The sequence below is a fragment of the Gordonia oryzae genome, from assembly GCF_003797185.1.
Classification (GTDB): Bacteria; Actinomycetota; Actinomycetes; order Mycobacteriales; family Mycobacteriaceae; genus Gordonia; species Gordonia oryzae.
Map to the genome: position 1 here is coordinate 18,121 of NZ_RKMH01000012.1, position 26,237 is coordinate 44,357.

General features: G+C 66.7%; 22 protein-coding genes and 1 riboswitch. Of the genes, 1 reads left to right on the forward strand and 21 read right to left on the reverse strand.

The annotated features are described in order from the left end of the window. Positions 1 to 46 precede the first annotated feature (46 nt). From EF294_RS15765 to rsmD, 19 genes are all read right to left on the reverse strand, one after another. The gene (locus EF294_RS15765) at positions 47 to 1,174 is read right to left on the reverse strand and encodes an amidohydrolase family protein (protein ID WP_123931776.1); all 1,128 of its coding nucleotides are present in this window, start codon (positions 1,172 to 1,174) and stop codon (positions 47 to 49) included. 7 nt (positions 1,175 to 1,181) lie between these two features. Next, positions 1,182 to 2,747 carry a signal recognition particle protein gene (gene ffh / locus EF294_RS15770; protein ID WP_123931778.1) on the reverse strand — a complete coding sequence of 522 codons (1,566 nt, stop codon included), beginning with the start codon at positions 2,745 to 2,747 and terminating at the stop codon, positions 1,182 to 1,184. A 106-nt stretch (positions 2,748 to 2,853) separates the two neighbouring features. Continuing rightward, on the reverse strand, positions 2,854 to 5,448 hold the full coding sequence (locus EF294_RS15775) for a [protein-PII] uridylyltransferase (RefSeq protein WP_123931780.1): 2,595 nt from the start codon (positions 5,446 to 5,448) through the stop codon (positions 2,854 to 2,856). Positions 5,449 to 5,460: 12 nt separating this feature from the next. Next, on the reverse strand, positions 5,461 to 5,799 hold the full coding sequence (locus tag EF294_RS15780) for a P-II family nitrogen regulator (RefSeq protein ID WP_005176661.1): 339 nt from the start codon (positions 5,797 to 5,799) through the stop codon (positions 5,461 to 5,463). Between the two features lie 6 nt (positions 5,800 to 5,805). Further along, positions 5,806 to 7,203, reverse strand: coding sequence for an ammonium transporter (locus EF294_RS15785; RefSeq protein WP_123931946.1), 1,398 nt, complete (start codon positions 7,201 to 7,203; stop codon positions 5,806 to 5,808). Positions 7,204 to 7,566: 363 nt separating this feature from the next. Continuing rightward, positions 7,567 to 9,081: a signal recognition particle-docking protein FtsY gene (ftsY, locus tag EF294_RS15790; protein WP_123931782.1), complete on the reverse strand. Its 1,515-nt coding sequence runs from the start codon at positions 9,079 to 9,081 to the stop codon at positions 7,567 to 7,569. Between the two features lie 57 nt (positions 9,082 to 9,138). Continuing rightward, positions 9,139 to 12,750, reverse strand: coding sequence for a chromosome segregation protein SMC (gene smc / locus EF294_RS15795; protein WP_123931784.1), 3,612 nt, complete (start codon positions 12,748 to 12,750; stop codon positions 9,139 to 9,141). 49 nt (positions 12,751 to 12,799) lie between these two features. After that, positions 12,800 to 13,114, reverse strand: coding sequence for an acylphosphatase (locus EF294_RS15800; RefSeq protein ID WP_123931786.1), 315 nt, complete (start codon positions 13,112 to 13,114; stop codon positions 12,800 to 12,802). 16 nt (positions 13,115 to 13,130) lie between these two features. Then, on the reverse strand, positions 13,131 to 13,610 hold the full coding sequence (locus EF294_RS15805; RefSeq protein ID WP_123931788.1) for an OsmC family protein: 480 nt from the start codon (positions 13,608 to 13,610) through the stop codon (positions 13,131 to 13,133). Between the two features lie 91 nt (positions 13,611 to 13,701). Next, on the reverse strand, positions 13,702 to 14,613 hold the full coding sequence (gene mutM, locus EF294_RS15810; RefSeq protein ID WP_123931790.1) for a bifunctional DNA-formamidopyrimidine glycosylase/DNA-(apurinic or apyrimidinic site) lyase: 912 nt from the start codon (positions 14,611 to 14,613) through the stop codon (positions 13,702 to 13,704). A 21-nt stretch (positions 14,614 to 14,634) separates the two neighbouring features. Then, on the reverse strand, positions 14,635 to 15,366 hold the full coding sequence (rnc, locus tag EF294_RS15815) for a ribonuclease III (RefSeq protein WP_123931792.1): 732 nt from the start codon (positions 15,364 to 15,366) through the stop codon (positions 14,635 to 14,637). Then, positions 15,363 to 15,995, reverse strand: a complete 633-nt coding sequence (locus EF294_RS15820; protein WP_123931794.1) for a YceD family protein — start codon at positions 15,993 to 15,995, stop codon at positions 15,363 to 15,365. Before EF294_RS15820 ends, rnc begins: the two co-directional genes overlap by 4 nt. 75 nt (positions 15,996 to 16,070) lie before the next feature. Next, complete coding sequence (locus EF294_RS15825) at positions 16,071 to 16,886, reverse strand: DivIVA domain-containing protein (RefSeq protein ID WP_123931796.1); 816 nt, start codon at positions 16,884 to 16,886, stop codon at positions 16,071 to 16,073. 137 nt (positions 16,887 to 17,023) lie between these two features. After that, positions 17,024 to 17,743 (reverse strand): GNAT family N-acetyltransferase, encoded by a 720-nt coding sequence (locus EF294_RS15830; RefSeq protein WP_246007903.1) that lies wholly within the window; start codon positions 17,741 to 17,743, stop codon positions 17,024 to 17,026. A gap of 62 nt (positions 17,744 to 17,805) precedes the next feature. Next, complete coding sequence (locus EF294_RS15835; RefSeq protein WP_123931800.1) at positions 17,806 to 18,861, reverse strand: ABC transporter substrate-binding protein; 1,056 nt, start codon at positions 18,859 to 18,861, stop codon at positions 17,806 to 17,808. Positions 18,862 to 18,967: 106 nt separating this feature from the next. Further along, entirely contained in the window at positions 18,968 to 19,765 is a 798-nt protein-coding gene (locus EF294_RS15840; protein ID WP_123931802.1) for an amino acid ABC transporter ATP-binding protein, read from the reverse strand. After that, positions 19,762 to 20,772, reverse strand: coding sequence for an amino acid ABC transporter permease (locus EF294_RS15845; protein WP_123931804.1), 1,011 nt, complete (start codon positions 20,770 to 20,772; stop codon positions 19,762 to 19,764). Before EF294_RS15845 ends, EF294_RS15840 begins: the two co-directional genes overlap by 4 nt. 130 nt (positions 20,773 to 20,902) lie before the next feature. Continuing rightward, positions 20,903 to 21,011, reverse strand: a riboswitch (SAM riboswitch). 117 nt (positions 21,012 to 21,128) lie between these two features. Next, entirely contained in the window at positions 21,129 to 21,617 is a 489-nt protein-coding gene (gene coaD / locus EF294_RS15850) for a pantetheine-phosphate adenylyltransferase (protein WP_123931806.1), read from the reverse strand. Between the two features lie 12 nt (positions 21,618 to 21,629). After that, on the reverse strand, positions 21,630 to 22,235 hold the full coding sequence (gene rsmD / locus EF294_RS15855) for a 16S rRNA (guanine(966)-N(2))-methyltransferase RsmD (protein WP_123931948.1): 606 nt from the start codon (positions 22,233 to 22,235) through the stop codon (positions 21,630 to 21,632). Positions 22,236 to 22,729: 494 nt separating this feature from the next. On the opposite strand from rsmD, the gene EF294_RS15865 reads away from it, so the two are divergent. Further along, on the forward strand, positions 22,730 to 23,689 hold the full coding sequence (locus tag EF294_RS15865) for a Sir2 family NAD-dependent protein deacetylase (RefSeq protein ID WP_123931810.1): 960 nt from the start codon (positions 22,730 to 22,732) through the stop codon (positions 23,687 to 23,689). Here EF294_RS15865 and proB read toward each other — a convergent pair. Beyond that, positions 23,633 to 24,748 carry a glutamate 5-kinase gene (gene proB / locus EF294_RS15870; RefSeq protein ID WP_123931812.1) on the reverse strand — a complete coding sequence of 372 codons (1,116 nt, stop codon included), beginning with the start codon at positions 24,746 to 24,748 and terminating at the stop codon, positions 23,633 to 23,635. The two genes, EF294_RS15865 and proB, sit on opposite strands and share 57 nt — an antisense overlap. Beyond that, positions 24,748 to 26,208, reverse strand: a complete 1,461-nt coding sequence (gene obgE / locus EF294_RS15875) for a GTPase ObgE (RefSeq protein ID WP_123931814.1) — start codon at positions 26,206 to 26,208, stop codon at positions 24,748 to 24,750. Before obgE ends, proB begins: the two co-directional genes overlap by 1 nt. Positions 26,209 to 26,237 lie beyond the last annotated feature (29 nt).

Sequence of the window (26,237 nt, forward strand, 5' to 3'; positions counted from 1 at the left end):
TTGGATCACAACCAACCCCTGGGCGGAGCACTAATGGCAGAAGTGATCAGACGTGGATTCCAGAGCAGACAATCGCCTGCGGATGTCGGAGCAGACCGAGATCGGAGGCCGGATTCTCGTCGAAGACCAAGAAGTCAGCGCGATCCCCGTCGGCGAGCAGATCGGCACCCAGCCACCGACGCGGTTCGACACTCGCCGCCGCGATGGCACCGCGCGCACCGAGACCGATGCCGGCAAGCCGTTCGACCTCGTCGACGATCCGCCCGTGCTCGACGAAACCACCGGCATCAGTACCGGCGAAGATTCTCACGCCCGCCTCGCGCGCGGCGGCGAAGGTGTCCACCGCACGCGCATACAGGGCGCGCATGTTGGCCGCATACGTCGGGAACCGGTCGGCTCCGTCGGCGATAGCTGGGAAGTTGTCAATCTGAATCATAGTGGGTACCAAAGCAATAGAACGCTCGACCATGGCGTCGACATGGTCGGCCGTTACCCCGGTGCCGTGTTCGATGCAGTCGACTCCCGCAGCGATGAGGTCACCGAGCGCGTCGGTACCGAAGACATGCGCGGTGATGCGCGCCCCGGCATCGTGGGCAGCACGAACCGCGGCGTCTAGCTGCGCACGGTCCCACAGCGGCGCGAGATCCCCGATCTCCCGGTCGATCCAGTCGCCGACGATCTTTACCCAGCCGTCCCCCGCCGCCGCCTGCCGCGTCACCTCGCCGGCGAGATCGTCCGGATCGTCGAGATCGACACCGTAGTCACGCAGGTACCGTTTGGGCCGCGCAATGTGCTTGCCCGAGCGGATGAATCGCGGCGCCACCAGCTCGCCGTCGAGAGGATGGGTATCCAGGGGCGAGCCGACCTCCCGAATCAACAGGGTGCCTGCAGCCATGTCCTGACGGGCGAAAATACGTGCCTGATCGATCGTCACCCCGAGCCCGGGGGCGATGCCGACATGATTGTGGGCATCGACGAGTCCGGGCAGAATCCACACGTCATCGGCTGCGGTCTGGGCATCAGGGATCGGTTCGGTCTGGATGCGCCCGCCGCGCACCCAGAACTCGATCGGCTCGTCAGTGAGCGGGTCACGACCCCGGTAATGCCGCGGCGCACCGTGGTCAATCGCCGAATACTGGATCGAGTGCCCTTCTGCCGCAACATCTCCGGGCATTGACCGGCTACTTCTTCTTCGGCTGCTGGAACTGGGAGAGGTCGAGGCCCTCGAGCCCGGGTGGGAGCTGGTCGAGTCCGGCGGGCATGTTCGACAGATCCGGGAAGCCACCCGGCATCCCCGGGAATCCACCGCGCACCTTCGGCGGCGTGGGTCCGCGGCCCTTGGTCTTGCCCTTCTTCCCCTTGCCCTTCTTGCGGTTGGTCTTGCGACCTGGGCCCATCATCCGTCCGGACATCTGCGCCATCATCTTGCGGGCCTCGAAGAAGCGGTCGACGAGCTGATTGACCTCGCTGACCGTGACACCCGAGCCGTTGGCGATACGCAGACGCCGAGAGGCGTTGATGATCTTGGGGTTGTCCCGCTCGGCCGGCGTCATACCGCGGATGATTGCCTGCACGCGGTCGAGCTGCTTGTCGTCGACCTGCGACAAGGCGTCCTTCATCTGCCCGGCTCCGGGCAGCATGCCGAGGATGTTACCGATCGGGCCCATCTTGCGGATCATCTGCATCTGCTCGAGAAAGTCCTCGAGCGTCAACTCACCCTGAGTGATCTTGGCGGCGGCCTCTTCGGCCTGCTGGGCGTCCCAGTGTTCCTCGGCCTGTTCGATGAGCGAGAGCACATCGCCCATGCCGAGGATGCGGCTGGCCATCCGGTCGGGATGGAAGACGTCGAAGTCCTCGAGCTTCTCACCCGAGGAGGCGAACATGATCGGCTGCCCGGTCACCTCACGCACCGACAGTGCTGCACCACCGCGGGCATCACCGTCGAGTTTGGTCAGCACCACACCGGTGAAGCCGACGCCGTCGGCGAACGCCTGCGCGGTGGTGACCGCGTCCTGACCGATCATCGAGTCCACGACGAACAGCACCTCGTCGGGACGGGTCGCGTCGCGGATGTCGGAAGCCTGCTTCATCAGCTCGGCGTCGATTCCGAGACGACCCGCGGTGTCGACGATGACGACGTCGTGGTGCTTGGCGCGCGCCTCGGCGACGCCACCTGTCGCCACCGACACCGGGTCTCCGGCGGTCACGCCCAGCGGATTGGTCCCGATGGGAGCTGCCTCACCGCTGATACTGGTACCCGGGTGCGGCGCGAACACCGGGACGCCGGCGCGTTCACCGACGATCGTGAGCTGCGAGACCGCGCCGGGACGCTGGAGATCGCAGGCGACCAGCAGCGGGGTGTGGCCTTGCTTCTTGAGCCAGGCACCGAGCTTGCCCGCGAGCGTCGTCTTACCCGCGCCCTGTAGGCCGGCGAGCATGATGACTGTCGGCGGGGTCTTGGCGAACCGGACGCGCCGCGTCTCGCCGCCGAGGATGCCGACGAGTTCCTCGTTGACGATCTTGACGACCTGCTGGGCCGGGTTCAGCGCCGCGGAGACCTCGGCACCCTTGGCGCGTTCCTTGATGCGCGCGATGAACGCCCGCACCACCGGCAGCGAGACGTCGGCTTCGAGCAGCGCAAGGCGGATCTCGCGGCAGGTGCGGTCGATGTCAGCGTCGGAGAGGCGGCCTTTACCGCGCAAATCCTTCAGCGCACCGGTCAACCGATCGGAGAGGGAGTCGAACATTCCACCATCCTTCCATGACCGGCTCGTGATGCACCCGACGTGGGTGCGCGTCGGGCGCATGCGGCGACACGGCAAGCACCGCCGACTGCTCGAACCGCGCGAGGCGTCAGCTGATGGGCACTCCCGATCGGCCGCTGCCGCCGAAACTCGCCGGCCCGGGATCGTCGTCGGCGTCGGTGCGTGGCCGCGGCGGCGGACAGACCGCGAGCACCGCGTCGGCCAGCTTCGCCCGACGCTCGGGAGTGTCCTCCCCCAGCACCAGACAGAACGTGTCGACGACCGTGTTCCCCAGGGTGGCGACCTTGGCCCACCGCACCACGACGCCTGCGTGTTCGATCACGTCGCTGACCCTGCTCAACAGTCCGAGTCGGTCGTCGGTGCGCAACTCCATGAGTACCCCACCGTCGACCGCGGAGGACGTCCACAACACACGCGACGGGGCGACCGCGAACAATGCGGGCACCGCGTTGGCGGCCACCGTGGCGGGATCGTCGGGCGCGCCATGCGCGACGACCACCGCACCGGGAGTCGCGACAACCGTGCCGATCGTCGGAGTCGGCGACTCACGTTCCCGTTTGTCGAGCCGCTCGAGGACGCTGAACTTGCCGTCGACGGTCGCCATGAGCTGCTGTCGCAGCAGTCCGGCCTCGGGCGGTGCCCCGAACACGGGCACCATCACAAAGCTGTTGATCGCGCGATTCTCGTGGCTCTGAACCGTCGCCGACAGCGAGCGCAATCCGTTGAGCGCCAACACCCCGGCCATCTTCGACAGCATGCCCGGTTGGTCCGGGGCCACCATCAGTACGGAGTAGGTGTGCGCGCCGTCCGTCGGTGTGATGCGGACCGCGAACTCGTCGCTGCGCGCGAGCGCGATCATCTCGTCGGTCAGCGGTTCGGGTGTGGGCAGTTCCTCACCGTCGAGCAGTCGGGTCGCGCGCCGTACCAGATCGTTGACGAGTGAGGCCTTCCAGTCGCCCCACACGCCCGGGCCCGTCGCGAGCGAATCCGCCTCCGCGAGTGCCGCGAGCAGTTCAAGGAGCAATCGGCTGTGTCCGAGCTTTTCGACGACCTCCTCGGCGGTGGCCGGGTCCTCGAGGTCACGGCGGGTGGCCACAGTCGGCAACAACAGATGGTGTCGGACCATCTGTGACAGGATCGTCACGTCCTGCGGCCACAACCCGATCCGGTTGCCGACCTGGATGGCGAGTTCTGCACCGACAATGGAATGGTCTGCGCCACGGCCCTTTCCGAGATCGTGGATCAGGGCACCAAGCAACAACAGATCCGGTCGGGTGACCCGGGTCGTCATCGCGCCCGCGTTGACGGCGGTCTCGACCAGATGCCGGTCGACGGTCCAGGTGTGCACCGCGTCGCGCGGAGGCAGGTCACGCACCGCACCCCACTCGGGCAGGAGCCGACCCCACAGACCCGTCCGATCGAGAGCCTCGATCGGGTCGACCATGTGCGGCCCCGCACCGAGCAGGACCAGAAGATCACCGAGCGACTCGCTCGGCCACGGCTCGCGCAGCTCCGGGGCATAGTCGGCCAATCGCGACAGGGTCGAGGCGCTGATCGGCAGACCGGTACGCGCCGAGGACGCCGCCACTCGCAGAATCAGCCCCGGATCCTTGCTGGGAATGGCGTTGCGCGCCAACACGATTTCACCATTGTGCTCGACGACACCCTCGTCAAGCGGCCGCCGGATCGGCGAGCGGCGCAGTTTGGCCAACCCACGTCGTGGCAGCGCATTACCTGCGGTCCGCACACCGACATCGGTGGAGTACCCAATGGTGCGCGCGGAGTCGCTGATGACCCGTGCGAGGTCGAAGCGGTCCCCGAGTCGCAGCGCTGCGCCGATCTCGTCGGCATCCTGGGCGCGCACCTGTTCGCGCGGGCGCCCGGCGATCCGATGCAATTCAGTACGGATGTCCAGGAGCCGATGATAGGCGGCCTGTGGTCCGGCGCCGGGAGAATCGGGTCGCAAGTTGGCCATGCCGTCGGTCAGTTGCGCGATCGACAACGCGCCGAGCAACTGCACGTCGCGTAACCCGCCGCGACCGTTCTTGAGGTCCGGTTCGGCGCGGTGTGCGATGTCGCCGCTGCGTCGCCAGCGATCCCGGGCGTGTTCGACCACCGCCGGGAAACGGGTGCGGATCTCCGAACGCCATTGCTGGCGCACCCCACCGATCAGCAGGGCCGACAGGTCCTCGTCACCGGCGATGTGCCGGGCCTCGAGCAGACCGAGTGCGGCGGTGACGTCCTCGGAGGCCACCTGCAGCGCCTGCGGAACCGTGCGCACGCTGTGATCGAGCGCAATATTGGCGTCCCACAACGGATACCAGAGGCCGTCGGCGACCTCGGAGACCCGCTCGGGTGACTGGTCCTCGTAGAGCAGGATCAGGTCGAGATCCGAGTGCGGCAGCAGTTCACCGCGTCCGAGCCCGCCGACTGCGACGATCGCTAGACCACTACCGGGTTTGATACCGAGTTCGGCGCCCTTGCTGGTCAACCAGAACTCGTGCAGGTCGACGAGTACCTGGCGCAGGCCGGGGGCGTCGAGTCGATGTGGTCCGGACGCCTCGGTCAGCTGGCGTCGGGTTGCCGCAAGATCCGTTGCGGCAACCGGTGTCGGGGAAGGACGCGGCCCCGCGCCCGAATCATCATCGGACGCGGGGCCGTGACCAGTGCTCACGAAGGGCATCGGGCCCTCTCGCTACAGTGCGTCGGCGCCGCGCTCGCCGGTACGGACGCGCACGACCGACTCCACCGGCGAGACCCAGACCTTCCCGTCACCGATCTTGCCGGTGCGGGCGGCCTCGACGATGACATCGACGACCTTGTCCACGGCCGCGTCGTCCACGACGACCTCGACCCGCACTTTCGGGACGAAATCCACCGAGTACTCGGCGCCGCGGTAGACCTCCGTGTGGCCCTTCTGACGGCCGTAGCCCTGGACCTCACTGACGGTCATCCCCAGTATTCCGGCCTGCTCGAGACCCGCCTTGACGTCCTCGAGCGTGAACGGCTTCACAATTGCGGTGATCAGCTTCACTGTGGATCATGCCTCCTTGCCGGCACCAATGACGCCTGCCTGAGCGAGGGCCGAGCCCCCGCCGATCGGCGTGAAATCATATGCGGATTCTGCGTGCTGCGATTCGTCGAGACCCTGAGCCTCATCGGCCTCGTCCGCACGAAGACCGATGGTGAACTTGATCACGGTTGCAATTATTGCAGTGACGATGGCCGAATAGACCAATACGGAGCCTGCGCCAAGCACCTGACGCCACAGCTGATCCCAACCACCACCGTAGAAGAGGCCGTCAACGGCGGCCGGGGCCTTCTTGGTGGCCAGGAAGCCGATCAGCACGGTACCGAGGATACCGCCGACCATGTGAACGCCGACGACATCGAGCGCGTCGTCATAACCGAGCTTGTACTTCAGACCCACGGCCAGCGCACAGACGATGCCGGCGAGCACGCCAATGATCAGTGCACCCCAAATGTCGACCGACGAACAGGACGGCGTGATCGCCACGAGTCCCGCGACGATGCCCGACGCAGCACCCAGACTGGTCGCGTGACCATCGCGAATTCGCTCGGTGAGCAGCCAGCCGAGCACCGCCGCCGCGGTCGCGACCGTGGTGGTGATGAAGGTCGAGCCTGCGACGCCGTTGGCCGAGGTCGCCGAACCGGCGTTGAAGCCGTACCAACCGAACCACAGCAATCCGGCACCGAGCATCGTGAACGGCAGGTTGTGCGGGCGCATCGGAGACTTCGGCCAGCCCTTGCGCTTGCCGAGGAACAACACCAGAACCAGACCGGCGACACCGGAGTTGATGTGGACGGCCGTACCACCTGCGAAGTCGATCGCCTTGAGGTTGTTGGCGATCCAGCCACCCTTCTCGGCGGTGACGCCGTTGAAGGCGAAGACCCAGTGGGCCACCGGGAAATAGACGATCGTCGACCAGAGCACGGTGAATGCGGTCCACGCACCGAACTTCATACGATCGGCCACCGCACCGGAAACCAGGGCGACGGTGATGATGGCGAACATCAACTGGAACGCCACGAAGACCATCGCCGGGATCGTGCCGAAGATCGGAATGTCGACCGCAGGCGCCGCCGCGGTCTGCGTTGCGGGATCGGCAGCCACCGCTGCGGCACCGTTGACACCCGCGAGCAGGTTCTTCAGTCCGAAGTATTCGCCCGGATCACCGAGCAGGCCGCCATTACTCGTTCCGAGGATGTCGTTGCCAAACGCCATCGAGAACCCGTAGATCGACCAGAGCACCGTGACGATGCCGGCCGACATCGCACTCATCATCATGATGTTCAGAACGTTCTTCGCGCGGACCATGCCGCCGTAGAAGAACGCCAGACCAGGCAGCGTCATACACAAGACGAGCGCCGAACTGGCCAGCATCCAGGCTGTGTCGCCCGAATCCGGCACACCCATAGTGGGGAAAGCCACTAGTATCCTCCTCATCCCACCGCTTACAGGCCGCGGTTTTGACCTGGAGAGAAGATTGCTTGGTCTTTGTTTCGGCGAGAGCTATTCGTCGTTTCCGCCATGTGAACCAGAGGGCACTTAATATTTCACCGGGGTTAAATCCCTGGTCGGGATGCAGTGGCGCGCATGATTGTGCCGCGTAAAACCACACGTTCACACATCGGCGAGAGCCGATGAGGACGTACCGGCTCCGGCCTCTCGGCTGTCACGGCTGGGTTGTGGGAGCCGAGAGTTGTCGGCACCAGGAGTTGTCACAGCCGCGAATCCGTCGGTGCCGAGAGGCGCCGGTGCCCGGAGGTGTCCGTCACCTCAGAGGAGCGCGTCGACGAATGCCTCGGGCTCGAAAGGCGCAAGATCGTCGGCGCCTTCGCCGAGACCCACAAGTTTGACCGGAACACCGAGTTCCTCCTGGACGTGAAACACGATGCCGCCCTTGGCGGTACCGTCCAGCTTGGTCAGGACAACTCCGGTGATGTCGACGACCTCGGCGAACACCCGGGCCTGGGTGAGACCGTTCTGTCCCACCGTGGCGTCGAGAACGAGCAACACCTCGTCGACGGGTGCCTTCTTCTCCACGACGCGCTTGACTTTGCCCAGCTCGTCCATGAGCCCGGTCTTGGTGTGGAGTCGGCCCGCGGTGTCGATCATGACCACGTCGACGCCGGAGTCGATGCCCTTCGCGACCGCGTCGAAGGCAACCGACGCTGGATCTGCCTGTTCCTTGCCGCGCACGATGTCGGCGCCCACCCGCTCGCCCCAGGTCTGGAGCTGATCGGCGGCGGCCGCGCGGAAGGTGTCGGCAGCACCGAGGAGCACCCGCCGCCCGTCGGCGACGAGCACTCTGGCGAGTTTGCCGGTGGTGGTGGTCTTTCCGGTGCCGTTGACGCCTACGACCAGGATCACTGCCGGCTTGTCGGCGTGCGGTAGTGCGCGCACGGATCGGTCCATCTCCGGGTGGAGCTGGTCGACGAGGACTCGTTTGAGCAGCGTCCTGGCGTCGTCGGCGGTGCGCACCGGGTTGGTGGCCAGGTCGGTGCGCAACCGCTCCACGACGGCAGTCGTCGACGCGGTACCGAGATCGGCCATCACGAGGGTGTCCTCGATCTCTTCCCAGCTGTCCTCGTCGAGATCGCCGGCGCCGAGCAGCCCGAGCATGCTCTTGCCGATCGCACCCTGCGAGCGCGACAGCCGGCCGCGGAGTCGACCGAGACGCCCCGCGGTTGGCGCGATTTCCTCGCCGATCGGCGCCTGAGTCGCACCGGCGGCATACGCCGGGGCCGCCGCCTCGGTGTCGGGAGCGCTGTCGACGGTGTCGGGAGCGCTGTCGGCGGTGTCGGGAGCGCTGTCGACGGTATCGGGAGCGCTGTCGACGGTATCGGGAGCGCTGTCGGCGGTATCGGGAGCGCTGTCGACGGTATCGGGAGCGCTGCCGACGGTATCGGGAGCGCTGTCGGGGAGGTTGATCTCGGAGATTCCACGCTTGACCGAGTCACGCGGGATGGAGGCGTCGTCGCCGACGGCGGGTTGGCCGTCGGTCTCGGTGCGCTCCTGCGCCGGCAGCACCGGCTCGACGGTGGGCATCGGCCCGGGTCCAGGCGGCGTAGCGGTTGCGGTTCCCGCCCCACCCTGACTGAAGCTGAATCCCGACCCGGCCTGGTATCCACCCGATCTGTCGACCTGGGGCTTACTGCCGTCGGTGACCTGACTGTCGGGCTGGTCGGTGAGCGAGATCTGCCGCCGCCGGGCAAGCACAATGCCCACCACGATGAGCGCGAGGATCACGACCACCGCGACGACGATGCCGATGATGATGTCAGTGTTCACTGGTGCACTGGTCCTGTTCTCCGTCGGCCTTGCGGCCGGGGTGTCCGTCGGGATGTGTCAGTCGGTCGCGAGTTCTGGGGTCGCGGCGACCGGGACGTCGACCCCCCGCAGACGTTGCGAGATCACCGTGGTGATCCCGTCGCCGCGCATGCTGACGCCGTAGAGCGCGTCGGCAACCTGCATCGTCGGCTTCTGGTGGGTGATAACGATCAGCTGAGACCGTTCCCGGAGTTGCTCGAACAGGCTGATCAGGCGTCGCAGGTTGGTGTCGTCGAGTGCTGCCTCGACCTCGTCCATCACGTAAAACGGCGACGGCCGCGCACGGAAGATGGCGACCAGCATGGCGACCGCGGTCAACGACTTCTCGCCGCCGGACAGCAGAGATAGTCGTTTGACCTTCTTTCCCGGCGGCCGGGCCTCGACCTCGACTCCGGTGGTGAGCATGTCGCCGGGTTCGGTGAGGATCAGTCGGCCCTCACCACCGGGGAACAGTGTCGAAAACACCTGTGCGAATTCGCGTTCCACGTCGGCGTAGGCCTCGGTGAACACCTGCAGAATGCGGGCGTCGACCTCCTCGACCACCGACATCAGGTCCTTGCGGGCGGCCTTGACATCCTCGAGTTGTGCGGACAGGAAGGTGTAGCGCTCCTCGAGTGCGGCGAATTCCTCGAGCGCGAGCGGGTTGACGCGTCCCAACGTATTGAGGTCTTTCTGTGCCTTCTTGGCCCGCGATTCCTGGCTGGCCCGGTCGAAGGGCATCGGCGCCGGGGCCACCACCTGATCACCTCGTGCCTTGGCAGCCTCGTACTCAGCCATTTCGAGCGCCGACGGCGGCATCGGCACGTCCGGTCCGTATTCCGCGACGAGGTCGTCGGGCGCCATCGCGAATTGCTCGAGTACCTGCTCCTCGAGTTGTTCGATCCGCAAGGTGGCCTGCGCGCGGGCCACCTCATCGCGATGAACGGCATCCTTGAGCGTGCTCAACCGCTGCGAGAGGATGTTGACGCGGCTCTTGAGTTCGTCGACGGCCGCGGTGCGGGTGGTGCGCACCTGCTCGAGTTCGTCGCGCCCGGCCTGCGCGGTGGCAACGGCGGCGGCCACCCGCTCGGACACCTCCGCAGCCGACGCGGCGACGGCGGCGGCGACGGTGGCGGCCTGACGTCGGGCCTCGTTCTGACGGCGTACGCGCTCCCGCGAGTCTCGTTCGCGCTGCGCCGCGCGCCGCAACGATTCCGAACGGCCACGCACCGACGCGAGGCGCTCTTCGGCGGTGCGCATCGCCAGCCGTGCCTCCATCTCGGCGCTGCGGGCCGCGGCCACCGCCTCGGCCGCCGCCGTGCGTTCCCCCGAATCGACCTCGCCGGTCGGTTCTTCGGTGCCCTCGCCCTGGGCCAGTGCCAGACGTTGTTCGAGTTCGTCGAGTTTCGCGACCGTCTCCGCGCGGCCGGTCTCGACAAAGGTGCGCTGGCGGGTGAGTCGGTCGGCCTCGGCCTGTGCCGCGCGGATCTCCTGTCCGAGCCGGGCGAGGTGTTCGTATGCCCCGCCTACGGCGCTGTCGGACTCGTGCAGCGCAGCAAGCGCCTCTTCGGCGACTTCCCGACGCTGTTGCTGTTCGGCCAACGCACCCTGAAGGGCGGCAGCAAGTTCTTCCACCCGCCGGCGGGTGGCCACGAGGTCGGTAGTCGCGGTGTCGATCGCCGACTGGACCTCCAACGTCGACGGCCGGTGTGATGACCCGCCTTCGATGGTCGCGCGGGACACCCGGTCGCCGTCGCCGGTGACCGCGCGCACGCCGAGCGCTCCAGCCACCTCGACAGCAGCCTCGGTGGTGTCCACCAGGACAGTGTCGGCGAGGATCAGCTCGATCGCGGGCCGGATGGACGGCGCGCAGCTCACCACCGACGACGCCCACACCGCTCCGTCGGGAAGCGGGTCGGCGCGCGGCGAGGGAGTGTGGGTCAGGCCGCCGACGATCATCGACGCCCGGCCACCATCACCGGCCTTGAGCAACTCGAGGGCGCGCAACGCCGACGATGGATCGGCGGCGGCGATCGCATCGACCGCACCGCCGAGCGCACCGGCGATCGCGGTTTCGTAGCCGGCGTCGACGGTCAACAGCTCCGACATGGGACCAAGGAGTCCGTCGGCCACATTGTCCATCAGCCAGGCACCACCGTCGCCACGCTCGAGACCCACCGACAAGGCTTCGATGCGGGCGGTCAACGAAGCGATCCGCTGTTCGACCTCACGTTCCTCGGCCTGCAGGGTCGCGACTCGCTCGTTCGACAGGTTGAGCGCGGTGACACAGCGCTCGTGGTGTTCGTCGAGGCCCTTCTCCGAGGCTTCGAGTTCACCCAACGACTCGGCCACCTCGTCCTGCTGGGATTGCGCGATCTGCGAACGCTCGACAGCGGCAGCGATGGCCTCGGTCAGGCGCGTGGTCTCGGCGTCGACCGAATCGGCCTTGGTCCGCAGATTGTCCACCTGCCCTTCGAGGCGGGCGAGTCCCTCTCGACGATCGGCGATGGCCCGCACCGCCGCCAGATGCGCCTGCTCTGCCTCTGCGGCAGCCCGCTCACGTTGCGCCAGTTCATCTTTGGCGTCTTCAAGGAACTCGGCGGCACCTTCCACCGCGGCCGTCATCTCCGCCTCGGTCTCAGCGGCCTCGTCGGCCTGGCGTTCGAGGTCCTCGGGTTCGGGACCGCTGGACGCGGTGACCGGTTCGTCGAGATAGCGGCTGCGTTCGGTGGCGACGCGGGCGGTGGCGTCGATCCGCTCGGCCAATGCCGACAGCGTGAACCATGCTTGGCCGGCGGCCTCTGCGGCGGGCACCACCTGCGCGAGATGCTCTTCGTGGTCGGCGAGTTCACTCGACACGGCATCGAGTTCGGCAGAGACCTCGTCCTGCTCGCGACGGATGTTGTCCTCGACGGCGGTGTGCTCGGCCATCTCGGCGCGACGGGTCACCAGGTCGTCGGCGGCCAGCCGTAGCCGGGCGTCGCGGAGGTCGGCCTGGATGGTCTGCGCGCGGCGCGCCACCTCGGCCTGGCGTCCGAGTGGTTTGAGCTGGCGGCGCAGTTCGGCGGTCAGGTCGGAGAGGCGGTCCAGGTTGGCCTGCATCGACTGCAGTTTGCGGACCGCCTTCTCCTTGCGTTTGCGGTGTTTGAGAACGCCTGCGGCCTCCTCGATGAAGGCACGGCGATCTTCCGGCCGGGATTCGAGGATGGCCGCGAGGCGTCCCTGCCCGACGATGACGTGCATCTCCCGGCCGATTCCGGAGTCGGACAGGAGCTCCTGGACATCCATCAGTCGGCACGAGTTGCCGTTGATCTCGTATTCGCCCGCCCCGTCGCGGAACATACGGCGGGTGATCGACACCTCGGAGTATTCGATGGGAAGTGCGCCGTCGGAGTTGTCGATGGTGAGGGTGACCTCGGCGCGACCCAGCGGTGGGCGGCCCGAGGTCCCGGCGAAGATGACGTCCTCCATCTTTCCGCCGCGTAGCGCCTTGGCGCCCTGCTCCCCCATCACCCACGTCAGCGCGTCGACGACGTTGGACTTGCCGGACCCGTTCGGCCCGACCACGCAGGTGATCCCGGGCTCGAAGCGCAGGGTGGTCGCCGACGCGAAGGACTTGAAGCCCTTGAGAGTGAGCGACTTGAGGTGCACGACGGTACAGCCTACTCATCTCGGACGACGCGGAGGCCCGCCCCCGGGCCTACTTCTCGACGAATCCGGTCACACCGGCGCGCGGCGCGGCGTAGGAGTCGACGACGAGATCCACGTGCCCGGGCGTCGCGTCGGAACGCAGGAATGCGACGAGCGCGCGCACCGCGTCGGCAGGCCCCTGGGCGACGACGCACACCCGCCCGTCGGATTGGTTGGCGGCGTATCCAACGAGGCCGAGTTCCAGCGCACGGGAACGCGTCCACCAGCGGAATCCGACTCCCTGCACGTGTCCGTGGACGTAGGCGGTCAGCCGGACCGCATCACGGCTGTCCGTGCGATCGGTGCTCTCGGCGTCGTCGGTCATGGTGTGTCGTCCAGCCTCACTCGGTGTCGATGCGCAGGCCGACCTCGGCTCCGGCTTTGATGGTCCGTCCGACGGTGCACACCGCGTCGATCGCGCGCTCGACGACCACGAGCAGGCGTTGCGCGGCCTCCGGGTCGAGTTCGGACAGATCCACTTCGAGCACTTCGTCGAGACGTGGGTACACCTCGTTGTCCCGGTCGGCGGTGCCGCTCACCCGGATCGTCGCGTCGTAGTTGTCGCCGAGTCGTCGCGACAGCGGCCGGTCCGACGACATGCCGGTGCAGGCGGCCAGCGCGATTTTCAGGAGCTCACCGGGCGTGAAGACGCCTTCGACGTCCTCGGAACCGACGAGTACCTCGGCTCCCCGTGAGGAACGACCGGTGTAGCGACGCGTTCCGGTGCGCTCCACCCACAGCTCGGTATGCCGATGCGGCGCGGTGGCCGCGTTGCCCTCGTCGGCCGTGCCGTGCTGGTCGGCGTGATTCTCGACGGTCATTCTGACATCACTCCTTCGTCCATGATCCTCGTGGCACGCAACGTCGCAGGCGGGCCGATGCTTCCGCGACCCCGGCAACCGGCGGCGCGCGTCACATCCGTGGTCGGCGCTGACACTGCGGACATGAGTACGAACTGCGGTTCATGAAGTGCTCACGACGCATGATCCGTCCGCACCGTCGGCACGGCTGACCCTCGCGACCATAGGCGTTGAGCGATCGCTCAAAGTAGCCGGACTGTCCATTGACGTTGACGTAGAGCGCGTCGAAGGATGTACCGCCGACCTTCAGTGCTTGTGCCATGACATCGGTGGCGGCGTCGATCAGTTCGCGAATCTTCTTGGGCGACAACGTGTCAGTGACCCTGGTGCCGTGCAGCCGAGCGAGCCAGAGGGCCTCGTCGGCGTAGATATTGCCAACCCCGGAGATGATCGTCTGATCGAGCAGTGCTCGTTTGATCTCGGTGTGTCGCGCACGGATCCTCGCAACGACGGCCGAGGTGTCAAAGCCCGGATCGAACGGGTCCGGGCTGATGTGTGCGATCGACGCGGGCACGCGAGACAACACCCCGTCGCCCGAATCCGTTGCAGCAGAGGCATTCTCGGGCATGAATGGGTCGGGCACATGCTCGTCGACGTGCCAGCCGCCGAAGGTACGCTGATCGACGAATCGCAGCTCGTTGCCGTCGGCGAGGTGTGCGCGGATACGCAGGTGGGTGTGATCGGGTGCGCCCGCCCTCGCGATGAGCATCTGGCCGCTCATCCCGAGGTGGACGACCAGCGCGGCGTCGTCGGTGTCGTCGGCGACGTCGAGCCAGAGGTATTTGCCACGACGGCGCGCAGCGGTGACGGTCTTTCCCGCGAGCCGCGACGCGAGATCGGCGGATTCGCCGGCGTGGCGGCGCACCGCGCGGGGGTGGAGTACCTCGACCGTGGTGATCCGTTGCCCGACAACGTGATCGGCCAAGCCCAGGCGCACGGTCTCCACCTCGGGTAATTCAGGCATCGACGCTCCGGCGCGGGGTGGTCACGACGCCCCGGCGCGGTCGGTCAGGGTCTGCCAGGCCAGTGCCGCCGCCTTTTGCTCGGCCTCTTTCTTGGTCCGGCCGACACCTTCTCCGACGCTCTCTCCGGCCACCACGGCGACCGCGGTGAACTCCTTGTTGTGGTCCGGCCCGGTCGAGGACACCTGGTACTGCGGCGGGCCGAAACCGTGCTCGGCGGTGAGCTCCTGAAGTGAGGTCTTCCAGTCCAGTCCGGCACCGAGATCGCCTGCACGGTCGATGATCTCGTCGAAGAGATCACCGATGACGCGTTGCGACACCCCAAGGCCGTGTTCGAGATAGACCGCACCGAACAACGATTCGAGGCCGTCGGCGAGGATCGAGTCCTTGTCGCGACCGCCGGTGAGCTCCTCACCTCGGCCCAGGTACAGGTAGGCCCCGAGCCCGTCATCGGAGAGGCCGCGGGCCACACCGGCGAGCGCGTGCATGTTCACCACACTCGCCCGGATCTTGGCCAGCTCACCCTCGGGCCGGTCGGGGAATCGCAGATACAGCCGTTCGGTGATGACCACGCCGAGTACCGAGTCGCCCAAAAACTCCAGGCGCTCGTTGGTCGGCAGACCGCCGTGTTCGTAGGCGTAGGAACGATGTGTCAGAGCCAGGGTCAGCAGCTCGTCGGAGATCTCGGCGCCGAGTGCGGACAGCAGCGGAGCGCACGACAGGGTTTGTTTCCCCCGACGTCTGCCTTCGCTCACTGCGGACCCCGGGACTGCTCGGGATCGGTGTCAGACGACTCCTCATCGACATCGGCGAACTTCTGGGCGAGACCGGCCCAGCGCGGGTCGATCATCTCGTGTCCGTGGCCGGGTTCTGCGGTGGCCATGCGCACACCGCACACACTGCACAGACCCGCACAGTCCTCGGTGCACAACGGCGACATCGGCAGTTCGAGCGCGACGGCATCGATGATGGACTGCTCGAGGTCGATCCGGTCGTCGTTGATGCGGTGGATCTCGTCGGCGTCGGTGGTCTGCTCGGTTTCGCTGTCGGGATAGGCGAAGAGCTCGGTCAGGAAGACGGTGACGGTCCCATCGACGGGTTCGAGACACCGCGAACACTGGCCCTCGGTGTCGCCACAGACCGTACCGCTGACGAGAACTCCCTCGCTCACCGACTCGAGTCGCAGGTCGAGATCCACCTCGGACGCGGCGGGGATACCGACCATTTCCAGCCCGAGCCGTTCGGGTGTCACGGCGGTCCGGTGTACCTCGGTCATCGTCCCCGGACGACGTCCGAGAGACCGGATGTCGAGCACGAAGGGATCACGTGCGTGCACGGATGCCTCACCCGTGCTCACACCTGGCGTCACTGCGTTTTCGGCCACAGATGCACGATACGCCCGGGTCAGCAAATCCTCGAATGAGCTCGCCCGGCCTGTCCCGGTACCCGGTCCGCGCGCTCAGACCGCGAGCGGCGAGACGTCGGCGGCGCCCTCGGACCGGGCCCGTGTGCGCGCGGGATCGTGGTCCACGCTGCGGGGATACTCGATGTAATCGTGCATACCCGCGCCGGTACGCAGCTGATGGCGCCCACGATTCACCGACCGCAGGGTGTTGGTGAGGGTTTCTTCGAACTGGGCCAGCTTCTCGTCGACGTAGACGTCGCAGTCACCACGCAACCGGTCGGCCTCGGCGTGTGCCGCGTCGATGATGCGCTCGGCCTCGGATTTCGCGGCGGCGACGACCTCGGCCTCGGACACCAGGCGCTGCTGTTCGGCAATGCCGTCGGCGACCGACTTGTCGTAAGTGTTGTTCGCGGCGTCGATGGTGCGCTGCGCCTCGGCGCGCGCCCGCCCGGTGACGGCCTCGAATTCGCGAGCCGCGCTGGACGAGAGCCGCCGAGCCTCTTCGGTCGCGTCGTCGACGAGGGACTTGCCGTGATTGCTCGCTTCGTCGACCATGCGGTCGGCCTGCGACTTGGCGTCGGCGAGGATGCGGTCGGCCTCGGCACGAGCGTGGGCGAGTACCGCTTCCGACTCCGAATCGGCGTTGCCGATCACGGTGTCGGCGTGCGTACGCGCGTCCTCGAGCATCGAGTCACGGCTGTCGAGGACGTCCTGGGCGTCGTCGAGCTCACCCGGGATCGAGTCCTTGATGTCGTCGAGCAACTCGAGAACATCTCCCCGCGGGACCACACACCCGGCAGTCATGGGGACACTCCGCGCCTCCTCGACGATCGCAACAAGTTCATCGAGCGCTTCAAATACCCGGTACACAGCCACCCCAATCCGGCTCAACGCCAATGGTCATTTGATGAAACGTCTGTGGCTATTGTGCCGAATGAGATGAATGTGACTGCGGAGGTCTCAGCGATCGGCGTGTCGCGTGGCCCGCAGACCCAAGAGGGATGCGGTCAGTCAGGTATCCCGAACGACCCGAAGACCAGCTCCTTGCGCAGTTCGAAGCCCAGTGATTCGTAGAGGCGGATCGCGGTAAGGTTCTCGGCCGCGGTGTGCAGGAACGGGGTCTCACCGCGTGCAACGATCCCGGCGGCGACAGCGAGAACCAGACGCGACGCCAGCCCCCGCCCCCGGTGTGCCGGATCGGTGCACACCGCACTGATCTCGGTGGCACCGGCCGGATGGAGCCGCTCCCCTGCCATCGCGATCAACCCGCCGCCCTGCTTGAGTCCGAGATATGTGCCCATCTCGATGGTGCGCGGCAGGAACGGCCCGGGCCGAGTGCGGGCGACGAGGTCGAGCATCTCGGGAACGTCGTCGTCGGTGAGGATCACCGCCGCCGGATCCGGCGCGGGCTCGACGGTACGGGCGATCATCTGCACACCGGGCACGGCCATCGTCGTCGCCCAGCCGGGCGGCGGCGTCGGCATCGACCCCGAGATCGGCAGGGTGCCACCGGGACCGAAGAGCTCTACGGCGTCCGACCAATCCGCGGGGATGGGATCGAGTGGGAACGCAGCGAACACCGACACGTCACGTCGATAGCGCAACACCCGTCCGCGGCGTAACGCGAGATGCCGGTGGTGACCGGTCAGCGACGATCGGACCGGATCGTCGAGGACATCGATACCTGATCGGGCGATCGGCGAAGCTTCAGCCGTGCGCTCACTCATGACTCGATGATGTCCCATCGGGACGACTCCTTCTCCGTCCCGCCCCTCTCCATCCGGCCACCTCAGCTTCCGTTTCGCGGCAGACCGGGCGGATTGACCTGTGACGTCGGCACGGCCTCGGCGGAGAGGTTCCACGCGGCCAGCCACTTCGCGTATACCCCCGTGGTGATCAGGTGGTTGATAGCGTCGGCGAGCGGCCCGACGAGTCCGTCATCCTTCTTCGTCGTGGCCGCGATCAATCCCTGCAGCGTCGACCCGGCCCCGGAATAGGTGCCTGCTACACGGGTGGCTTTCGGGGTGCCCGCGGTCTGCCGGACATGATAGGAGATGCTCGGATTCGGTGCGAGATACGCGTCGATCTTGCCAGAGGCAAGGGCCAGGTTGATCGAGTTGGCGTCCGGGAAGTAGATGACGTCGATGGTCTTGCCCTCGGCGGCGAGCTTGTCCCGCCATTCCAGCAGTAGGCGTTCCTGGTTGGTGCCCGACCCGACGGCCACCTTCTTGCCGGCAAGGCTCTCGTAGTTGCCGTCGAAGTTCCAAGAACTCGTCTTAAGCACTTCGAAGGCAAGTTCGTCCTTGCGGTAGGTCGCGAAGTCGTACTTTTCCTTGCGCTCCTCGGTGACGGTGATGTTGGAGAATCCGACATTTGTTCGCCCGCTGTCGATTCCGACGAAAAGGTTCTCCCACGTGGCGTTGGTAATCACCGGTCTGAGCCCGAAGACGGCCGCGACGAGGCGGCCGAGGTCTGGTTCGGCGCCGGTCAGCGTGTGCTGATCGGACCCAATGAACGCCAGAGGCGGATACCCCGAGGGCAGTGCCCCGATCCCGATCGACAGTTCCCCGGAGTCACGCACCGCCGCGGGCAGCGCGTTGCGAAGTGAATCGACCTGCGGCACAGTGACCTCGATTTGATTGGCGGCACCGTTGGAGACCGCTCCGAGGACGACACCGCCGGGACTTCCGGATGGCTGCGCGGCATCTGTGGAACCGCCCGAGCAAGCGGCGAGCAGACCGCATACGAGGCCGAGTGCCACGGTGACGGCACCGAACCGTGTCCCGGCATGGCGACGAGCGCGCGTTCGGAGGGTGACGCGATCGGCGGAACGCGTTGGTGACATGGAGTTACTCCGTTCTGGTGTGTGATGACAAGGAGGATTACGGCCGTGTCCCGGCGAGGTCGCCGACGCTGGTCGCGGTCCCTATGAGGTGGTCGATGGGTGGCGGTCAGAGGACTCGTAGCAGAAAGTCCTTGGTGCGCTGGTGTGTCGGATGATCGAAGATCTGCTCTGGTGTGCCCTGCTCGACGATGCGTCCATCGTCGAGGAAGACGATGGTGTCGGCGACCTCGCGGGCGAAACCGATCTCGTGGGTCACGACGATCAAGGTGGTACCGGTGGCAGCGAGATCACGTATCACTGCGAGGACGTCGCCCACGAGCTCGGGATCGAGGGCCGAAGTCGGCTCGTCGAAGAGCAGCACCCCCGGCTCGGCGGCCAGCGCCCGGGCGATGGCGACCCGCTGTTGCTGACCACCGGAGAGCTGGCGCGGATATGCGTCGTACTTGTCCGAGAGTCCCACGCGCGCAAGGAGTGCGCGGGCAGCACGCTCGGCCTCCGCGCGGGTGATCCGGCCAGTCGAGACCAGTGGTGCCGCGACATTCTGGCCGGCGGTGAGGTTGGAGAACAGGTTGAACGATTGGAAAACGTAGCCGATGCGGCGTCGCTGTCGCAGAATCTCGCGTTCGGGCAATTCCCGGAGTCGGCCGCCGACGCGACGGACACCGATCAGTTCGCCGCCAACGCTGACGTGGCCTGCGTCGAGCCGCTCGAGATGGTTCACGGCACGGAGCAGGGTCGACTTTCCCGAGCCCGAGGGTCCGAGGATGACCGTCACCTCTCCCGGGCGGATCGTGAGGTCGATGCCCTTGAGGACGTGATGGTCGGCGTAGAAGCGGTGGGCGCCCACGATCTGCACCTCGGCACCGGTCGACGTCGTGTCCTCTGCGATGGCGGCGCGCGTCATGCGGCACGCTCCCAGGGACGCTGGGCGATGCTCCGGCGAGTACCGGCAACAGCGAACCGCAATCGCTGTATCGGCGTGGCGGGCAGGGTGCGGACCGCCCCTCGCGCGAAGTAGTGCTCGACGTAGAACTGGACGATCGACACGGCGCTGGTGAGGATCACATACCAGCACGTCGCCACCATCAGCAGTGGGATGATGTCACCGGAATAGGTGCTCGACTGGGTGGAGACCACGCCGAAAAGATCGAGTAGCGACACGTAGTAGACCAGCGACGTCGACTTGATCAGCCCGATGAGCAGATTCACATACGACGGAACAATGGACCGCAGAGCTTGCGGCAATGTTATGCGAAGAAAGTGATACCGACGTGGAATGCCCAGTGCAGCAGCGGCTTCGTGTTGGCCCGCGTCAACCGACAGGATGCCGCCGCGCACGATCTCGGCGGCGAACGCCGCCTCGTGGACGGTGATACCGATGACAGCGATCAGGAACGGGGAGGCGCGATCGGCCTCGGAGAAATGAAACAGTCCCGGCCCGAACGGAACACCGATACTCAGACTCTGGTAGAGCGCTCCGAAGTTGAACAAGATGAGCAGCAGTACGATCAGCGGGATCGAGCGAAAGAACCAGACGTAACCCCAGCTGACTGCCGCGAGCACGGGATTGTTCGACAGCCGCATCAGCGCCAGGACGATGCCGACGGCAAGGGCGAGCACCGCACTGTACGCAGCGACCTCCAGCGTGACCCCGAGACCTTCGATAATGACGGGGCGAAAGAACCAGTACCCGAACCTATCCCATTGAAAAAAGGCGTTGGTGGCCAGACCGTGAACTAACTGTGCACCGACGACGAGCACGATCGCTGCGAGAATCCACCGGACGGGATGACGCAGGGGCGCAACGGGTTCAGCGATCGGAGGCGCGGTCGTGCCCGCCGACGACGGGTGCGGAGCCCCCGACGGCGCCGGCTGTGGATCGGCACTCGTGGACGGCGATGGGGCGGACATGGCGGCAATCTCCTCCAACCGGGAAACGGGACACGCGAGGAGGCGTGCCCGCCTGCACCTCGGGCGTATCCCGCAGGTACCAACGACCACGACGGCACGACGACTCCTCACGGAATTGTCGGGGCCGTTCCCATCGCGCTTATCGGGACATTCCCGATCCGGTCGTCACCTGGGGCACCCCACCGCGATGCGAGGGTTGCCGGTCAACCAGCCAGGGCTTGACGTTGACGCTCATGACCGTCTCGCTCACGCTAATACCGCGCGCCGCAGCCGTCAGTATTTATATTCGTCGATGAGTGAAAGTCTCGTGGCGTCGACGACGGCTCGGCCACTCAATTCGCGCGGCGCAGCGTTGCTCAAACGCTGCGTTCAGCGGCCAAGATCGCCTCGAGTCGTCGGTGGATGTGCGGGGAGAGAAAGGGTGTCACGTCGCCGCCCAGCGTGGCGACCTCTTTGACCAGAGAACTAGAGACGTGCGCGAAGCGTGGATCGGTCAGCAGGAACACGGTCTCGACATCTGCCAGTTCACGATTCATCTGTGCCATCGGAAGCTCGTAGTCGAAGTCCACCGACGAACGCAAACCTTTGACGATGGAGTGGATCGCGTTCTCTCTGAGATAGTCGACGAGCAGGCCAGACCACTGATCCACCCGCACATTGGGCAGATCAGCGCAATCCTCCCGGATCAGTTCGAGCCGCTCAGGAACCGGGAACAGTCCGCGCTTGTTGGGATTGACGACCACGGTGACCACCAGTTCGTCGAAACACGCGGCAGCCCGCTCGACAACGTAACGGTGGCCGCGCGTGAAGGGATCGAAGGAGCCGGGGATCACCGCACTGGTCATGCTCTGCAGAACCTACCCGGCCTCCCCGTCGGAGACGCGCGCGACCTGCACCCTGGTGTCACCATAGGACTTTTCAGTGACGACCTCCCAGCCGACCGGCCATCTCGTCGTGGCCCGGCGGCCCCGCTCGAGGACCAGTAGACCGCCGTCGGCGAGCCAACCGCACGCGCCGAGCGCCACGAGGTCGCCATGTACCTCATCGTCGGTAAGCGCATAGGGCGGGTCGGAGAAGATCACATCGAAGCGGCCCGTCATACCCTGGTGGTGCACGACATCCACGCGGGCCGGGGCACCGGCGGCCAGGAACGCCGACACCGGCGCGGTGATCACCCGACCTGCCTCGGCGACGCCGAGCGCCCTCAGATTGGCGGTGACGACAGCGGCGGCGCGACGACGGTTATCGACGAACACGGCAGAGGACGCACCACGGGAGAGACCTTCGAGCCCCAGCGCACCCGACCCGGCATAGAGGTCGAGGATCGCAGCGCCCTCCAGATCGATCCGGGCGTCGAGAATGTTGAACACTGCCTCACGCACCCGATCGGAGGTGGGCCGGGTCCCGGCGTCGGGAACCTTCAGTGGGCGTCCGCCGTGGCGGCCGGCGATGATCCGGGTCACCGGATCATTCTCCCATTGCCGATTCGGGTGGGCTGCCACCCTGGGCGATCGTCGCCAACGCGGCGTCACCGCCGTGTCGTGACCGACAATTCGCCCCAGCGAGTCGTCGCGAGCGTGCATGTCCCGCATCACATGCACCCGATGAGCGAGGCATTGTGGGGGCCTCCCTGATCTATGCAGGCAGGTGAATTCGTCGGCGCACGTTGTTCAGGTCGAAGGTGCTTCGAGCCCGTCCCACACAGGAACACCCCCAGCACCGCTTCTCGCTCTCGACTCCCGGGTCCCCTCGGTGGCCGACGGTTCCCGACTTTGGGAGATTGCCAAGGACTCCCAGGTGCTCTCCACCAATCCCCGATCCGCCTGCGCACGTCGACGGTGTCTACCCGCTTGCCACCGTGCCCGACCAGCGATCAGGCAAACACGCCGAGACCACCGACGCCTGACACACCGGACGTCACAGGTCGTCCACGCGTGACCGCCCTATTCTGGCTGACGTGCGTACCCGACTGCAGATCGGCTGGACCCCGGCCGAACCGACCCCGCTCGAGGAGCGCCTCGATCTCGCCCTCGATCGACTCTCGGGACTGCTCGACGGTGCCCGGATCACTGCCCTGACCGGCGCGGGCCTGTCCACCGACTCCGGCATCCCCGACTACCGCAGTCCCGGTGCGCCGGCCCGCACACCGATGACCGTGCAGATGTTCTTGTCCTCCCCGGAATTCCGCCGCCACTATTGGGCACGTAATCACCTCGGCTGGCGCCATATGGACGCAGCGAAACCCAACGCCGGTCATCATGCGCTCGCCGAACTCGGACGCCAGGGGCACCTGACCGGTGTGATCACCCAGAACGTCGACATGCTGCACACCAAGGCGCAAACCCGTCGGGTGATCGAGTTGCACGGCTGTTATGGGCGGGTGCGCTGCCTGGATTGCGACGCGACGCTGTCGCGTCACCGGCTCGCCGAGATGCTCGAGGAGCTCAACCCGGACTTCACGGCCCGGGTGTTGGGTCGCGGTGCTATCGAGGTCGCCCCCGACGCCGACACATCACTCGACGACACCGCCGATTTCGTCGTCGCACACTGCCCGCGATGCGGGGGCATCCTCAAACCCGATATCGTCTACTTTGGCGAGAATGCTTCCAAAGATCTTGTCGCACAATCATTCGCAATGATCGACGAGAGCGATGCGCTATTGGTCGCCGGGTCGTCGCTGACCGTGATGAGCGGATTGCGGTTCGCGCGGTACGCCCACCGCACCTCCAAGACACTGGTGGTGGTCAACCGCGGTGCCACCCGCGCAGACCACATCGCCGATCTGAAGATCGACCACCTCTGCGGCGTCGTCCTGCCCGCCCTCGCACAGCGTGGACGAGCCCAGAGAGTCATCGAATCGTCAGACGGGCACCAGGTCGTCGGCGTGGATCACCGGGCGCCGCAACTGTTCCGGTAGTTCCGAGGTTGAGCGACCCACCATCCGCGCGACGTCCTCGGCCGCGTAAGAAGACACACCGCGCGCGTACACGGAACCGGCGGCATCGACCAGCTCGACGACATCGCCCTCGGAGAACCCGCCGCGGGCCCCGATCACCCCGGCCGCCAGCAGTGAGCGCCTGCGCTGCACCACTGCGGCGACCGCCCCGTCGTCGATGGCGATCTGCCCGCGCGCGTCGGCGGCATGGCGCACCCAGAAGCGCCGCGACGACAGCCGGTCGGGGCGTGCGGCGAAGACCGTGCCCACCGACGCCGACCCCAACGCCTGCGCTGCGTCAGCCGCCGCCGCGAGGAGCACCGGCACCCCACCGTCAGCGGCCAGACGAGCTGCGGCCAGCTTGGACGCCATCCCACCGGTCCCCAGCGCACCACCGGATCCGGCGATCACCCCGTCGAGATCCTCGGGACCGTTGACCTCGGAAAGAAATCGCGCGACACGGCCGTCCGGGCCAGGCTTGCGGGGATCCCCGTCGTACAGACCGTCCACATCCGAGAGCAGCACCAGTGCGTCGGCACCGGCGAGATGCGCCACCAGCGCCGCGAGTCGATCGTTGTCGCCGAACCGGATCTCGTTGGTGGCCACCGTGTCGTTCTCGTTGACGACACCGACCGCCCCCAGTGAGCGCAGCCGGTCCAACGTGCGTTGCGCGTTGGCGTGGTGGGCGCGGTTGGAGATGTCGTCGGCAGTCAGGAGCACTTGTCCGACAGTCCGCCCGTATCGGGCGAAGCTCGTACCCCAGGCGTGTGCCAGCGCAAGCTGTCCGACACTCGCCGCAGCCTGTTTGGTCGCCAGGTCGGTGGGACGCTTCTTGAGCCCCAGCGGGGCGATGCCCGCACCGATCGCCCCCGACGACACCACAACCACGTCCGACCCGGCCCGCATACGCGCTTCGAGTGCGTCGGTGAGCCGGTCGAGTCGATCCATGTCGAGGCCGGTACCGAGGTCGGTCAGCGCCGACGATCCGATCTTGACGACGATGCTGCGCGCGTGGGCGATCCGGTCACGCACGTCGCTCATTACTCGTCGGCCTCCGCGTCGTCGGCCAGACCGCGCCGCACGCGTCGCGCCAGCTTGCGTTCGGCCGCACCCATCCGTTCGGATCGGTCGAGCCGAATGTCGGTGCCGCGCCCGGTGATCGGGACGTCGTCGCCCATCGGAGTTGTCGGCTCCCAGTCGAAGGTCATGTCTCCAATGGTGACCGGTGCTCCAGGCCGCGCACCGAGACGCATCAGCTCGTTCTCGACCCCGAGGCGATTGAGGCGATCGGCGAGGTAGCCGACGGCCTCGTCATTGTCGAACTGTGTCTGCGCGATCCAGCGTTCCGGGCGGGCACCGGTGACGACGAATCCACCGTCGATGACCGGATCCGGTGTCACCGCGAACTGTGCCTCGTCGATCGCCTTGGGGCGAATCACCGTTCGGCGGGCGGCGGGCTTCGGATGGGCTTGGCGATACTGCGCCACCATGCGCGCGAGCGCGTTGGTCAATTCACGAAGTCCCTGGTGGGTGACCGCGGAGATGCGGTATACTGGCCAACCGCGCTGTGCCAGTTCGGGTTCGACGAGATCGGCAAGCTCGGCGGCATCGGGCACGTCGATCTTGTTCAGGATGACCACCCGCGGACGCTCCGCGAGGTCTCCGAGCCCGTGGTCGGCGTCGAGGGCCGGACGGTAGGCGGCCAGTTCGGCTTCGAGGGCATCGATGTCGGACACCGGGTCACGCCCGGGCTCGAGAGTGGCGCAGTCGACCACGTGCGCGAGGACCGCACAGCGCTCGAGGTGACGCAGAAAGTCCAGACCAAGGCCGCGCCCGGTGGAGGCGCCGGGGATCAGTCCGGGAACGTCGGCGATGGTGAACACGTCACCGGCCGCCTGCACCACCCCCAGATTGGGTTGCAGAGTGGTGAACGGATAGTCGGCGATCTTCGGTTTGGCGGCCGAGAGTACCGACACCAGTGAGGATTTGCCCGCGGACGGGAATCCGACCAGCCCGACATCGGCGACCGACTTGAGCTCGAGTACCAGGTCGCGATGTTGCCCCTCTTCGCCGAGCAGCGCGAAACCCGGCGCCTTGCGCGCCCGGGATGCCAACGCGGCGTTACCGAGTCCACCCCGACCGCCCTGGGCGGCGTCGAAGGTGGTACCCGCACCGACGAGATCGGCCAGGATGGTGCCCGCGGCATCGAGAACAACGGTGCCGTCGGGAACGGCGAGCACGAGGTCCTCACCGTTCGCGCCGTCGCGGTTGTCGCCCATCCCCGGTTTCCCATTGCCGGCCTTGGCATGCGGACGGAAATGGAAGTCCAGCAGGGTGTGCACCTGGGGGTCGACGACCAGACGCACCGAGCCGCCGTTACCACCGTCGCCTCCGTCGGGACCGCCGAGCGGCTTGAACTTCTCCCGGTGCACCGAAGAGCAGCCGTGGCCGCCGTTACCGGCGGCGACGTGGATGGTCACCCGGTCGACGAACCGCGACATGACGTTCCTTCCTTCTCGGGCGCGACGAG

Excerpts from the sequence above, each read along its gene's own strand:
- EF294_RS15765 (WP_123931776.1), bottom strand. The coding sequence starts at position 1,174 with ATGCCCGGAGATGTTGCGGCAGAAGGGCACTCGATCCAGTATTCGGCG.
- ffh (WP_123931778.1), bottom strand. The coding sequence starts at position 2,747 with ATGTTCGACTCCCTCTCCGATCGGTTGACCGGTGCGCTGAAGGATTTG.
- EF294_RS15775 (WP_123931780.1), bottom strand. The coding sequence starts at position 5,448 with ATGCCCTTCGTGAGCACTGGTCACGGCCCCGCGTCCGATGATGATTCG.
- EF294_RS15785 (WP_123931946.1), bottom strand. The coding sequence starts at position 7,203 with ATGGGTGTGCCGGATTCGGGCGACACAGCCTGGATGCTGGCCAGTTCG.
- EF294_RS15800 (WP_123931786.1), bottom strand. The coding sequence starts at position 13,114 with ATGACCGACGACGCCGAGAGCACCGATCGCACGGACAGCCGTGATGCG.
- EF294_RS15805 (WP_123931788.1), bottom strand. The coding sequence starts at position 13,610 with ATGACCGTCGAGAATCACGCCGACCAGCACGGCACGGCCGACGAGGGC.
- mutM (WP_123931790.1), bottom strand. The coding sequence starts at position 14,613 with ATGCCTGAATTACCCGAGGTGGAGACCGTGCGCCTGGGCTTGGCCGAT.
- EF294_RS15830 (WP_246007903.1), bottom strand. The coding sequence starts at position 17,743 with ATGAGTGAGCGCACGGCTGAAGCTTCGCCGATCGCCCGATCAGGTATC.
- EF294_RS15835 (WP_123931800.1), bottom strand. The coding sequence starts at position 18,861 with ATGTCACCAACGCGTTCCGCCGATCGCGTCACCCTCCGAACGCGCGCT.
- EF294_RS15840 (WP_123931802.1), bottom strand. The coding sequence starts at position 19,765 with ATGACGCGCGCCGCCATCGCAGAGGACACGACGTCGACCGGTGCCGAG.
- EF294_RS15845 (WP_123931804.1), bottom strand. The coding sequence starts at position 20,772 with ATGTCCGCCCCATCGCCGTCCACGAGTGCCGATCCACAGCCGGCGCCG.
- coaD (WP_123931806.1), bottom strand. The coding sequence starts at position 21,617 with ATGACCAGTGCGGTGATCCCCGGCTCCTTCGATCCCTTCACGCGCGGC.
- proB (WP_123931812.1), bottom strand. The coding sequence starts at position 24,748 with ATGAGCGACGTGCGTGACCGGATCGCCCACGCGCGCAGCATCGTCGTC.
- obgE (WP_123931814.1), bottom strand. The coding sequence starts at position 26,208 with ATGTCGCGGTTCGTCGACCGGGTGACCATCCACGTCGCCGCCGGTAAC.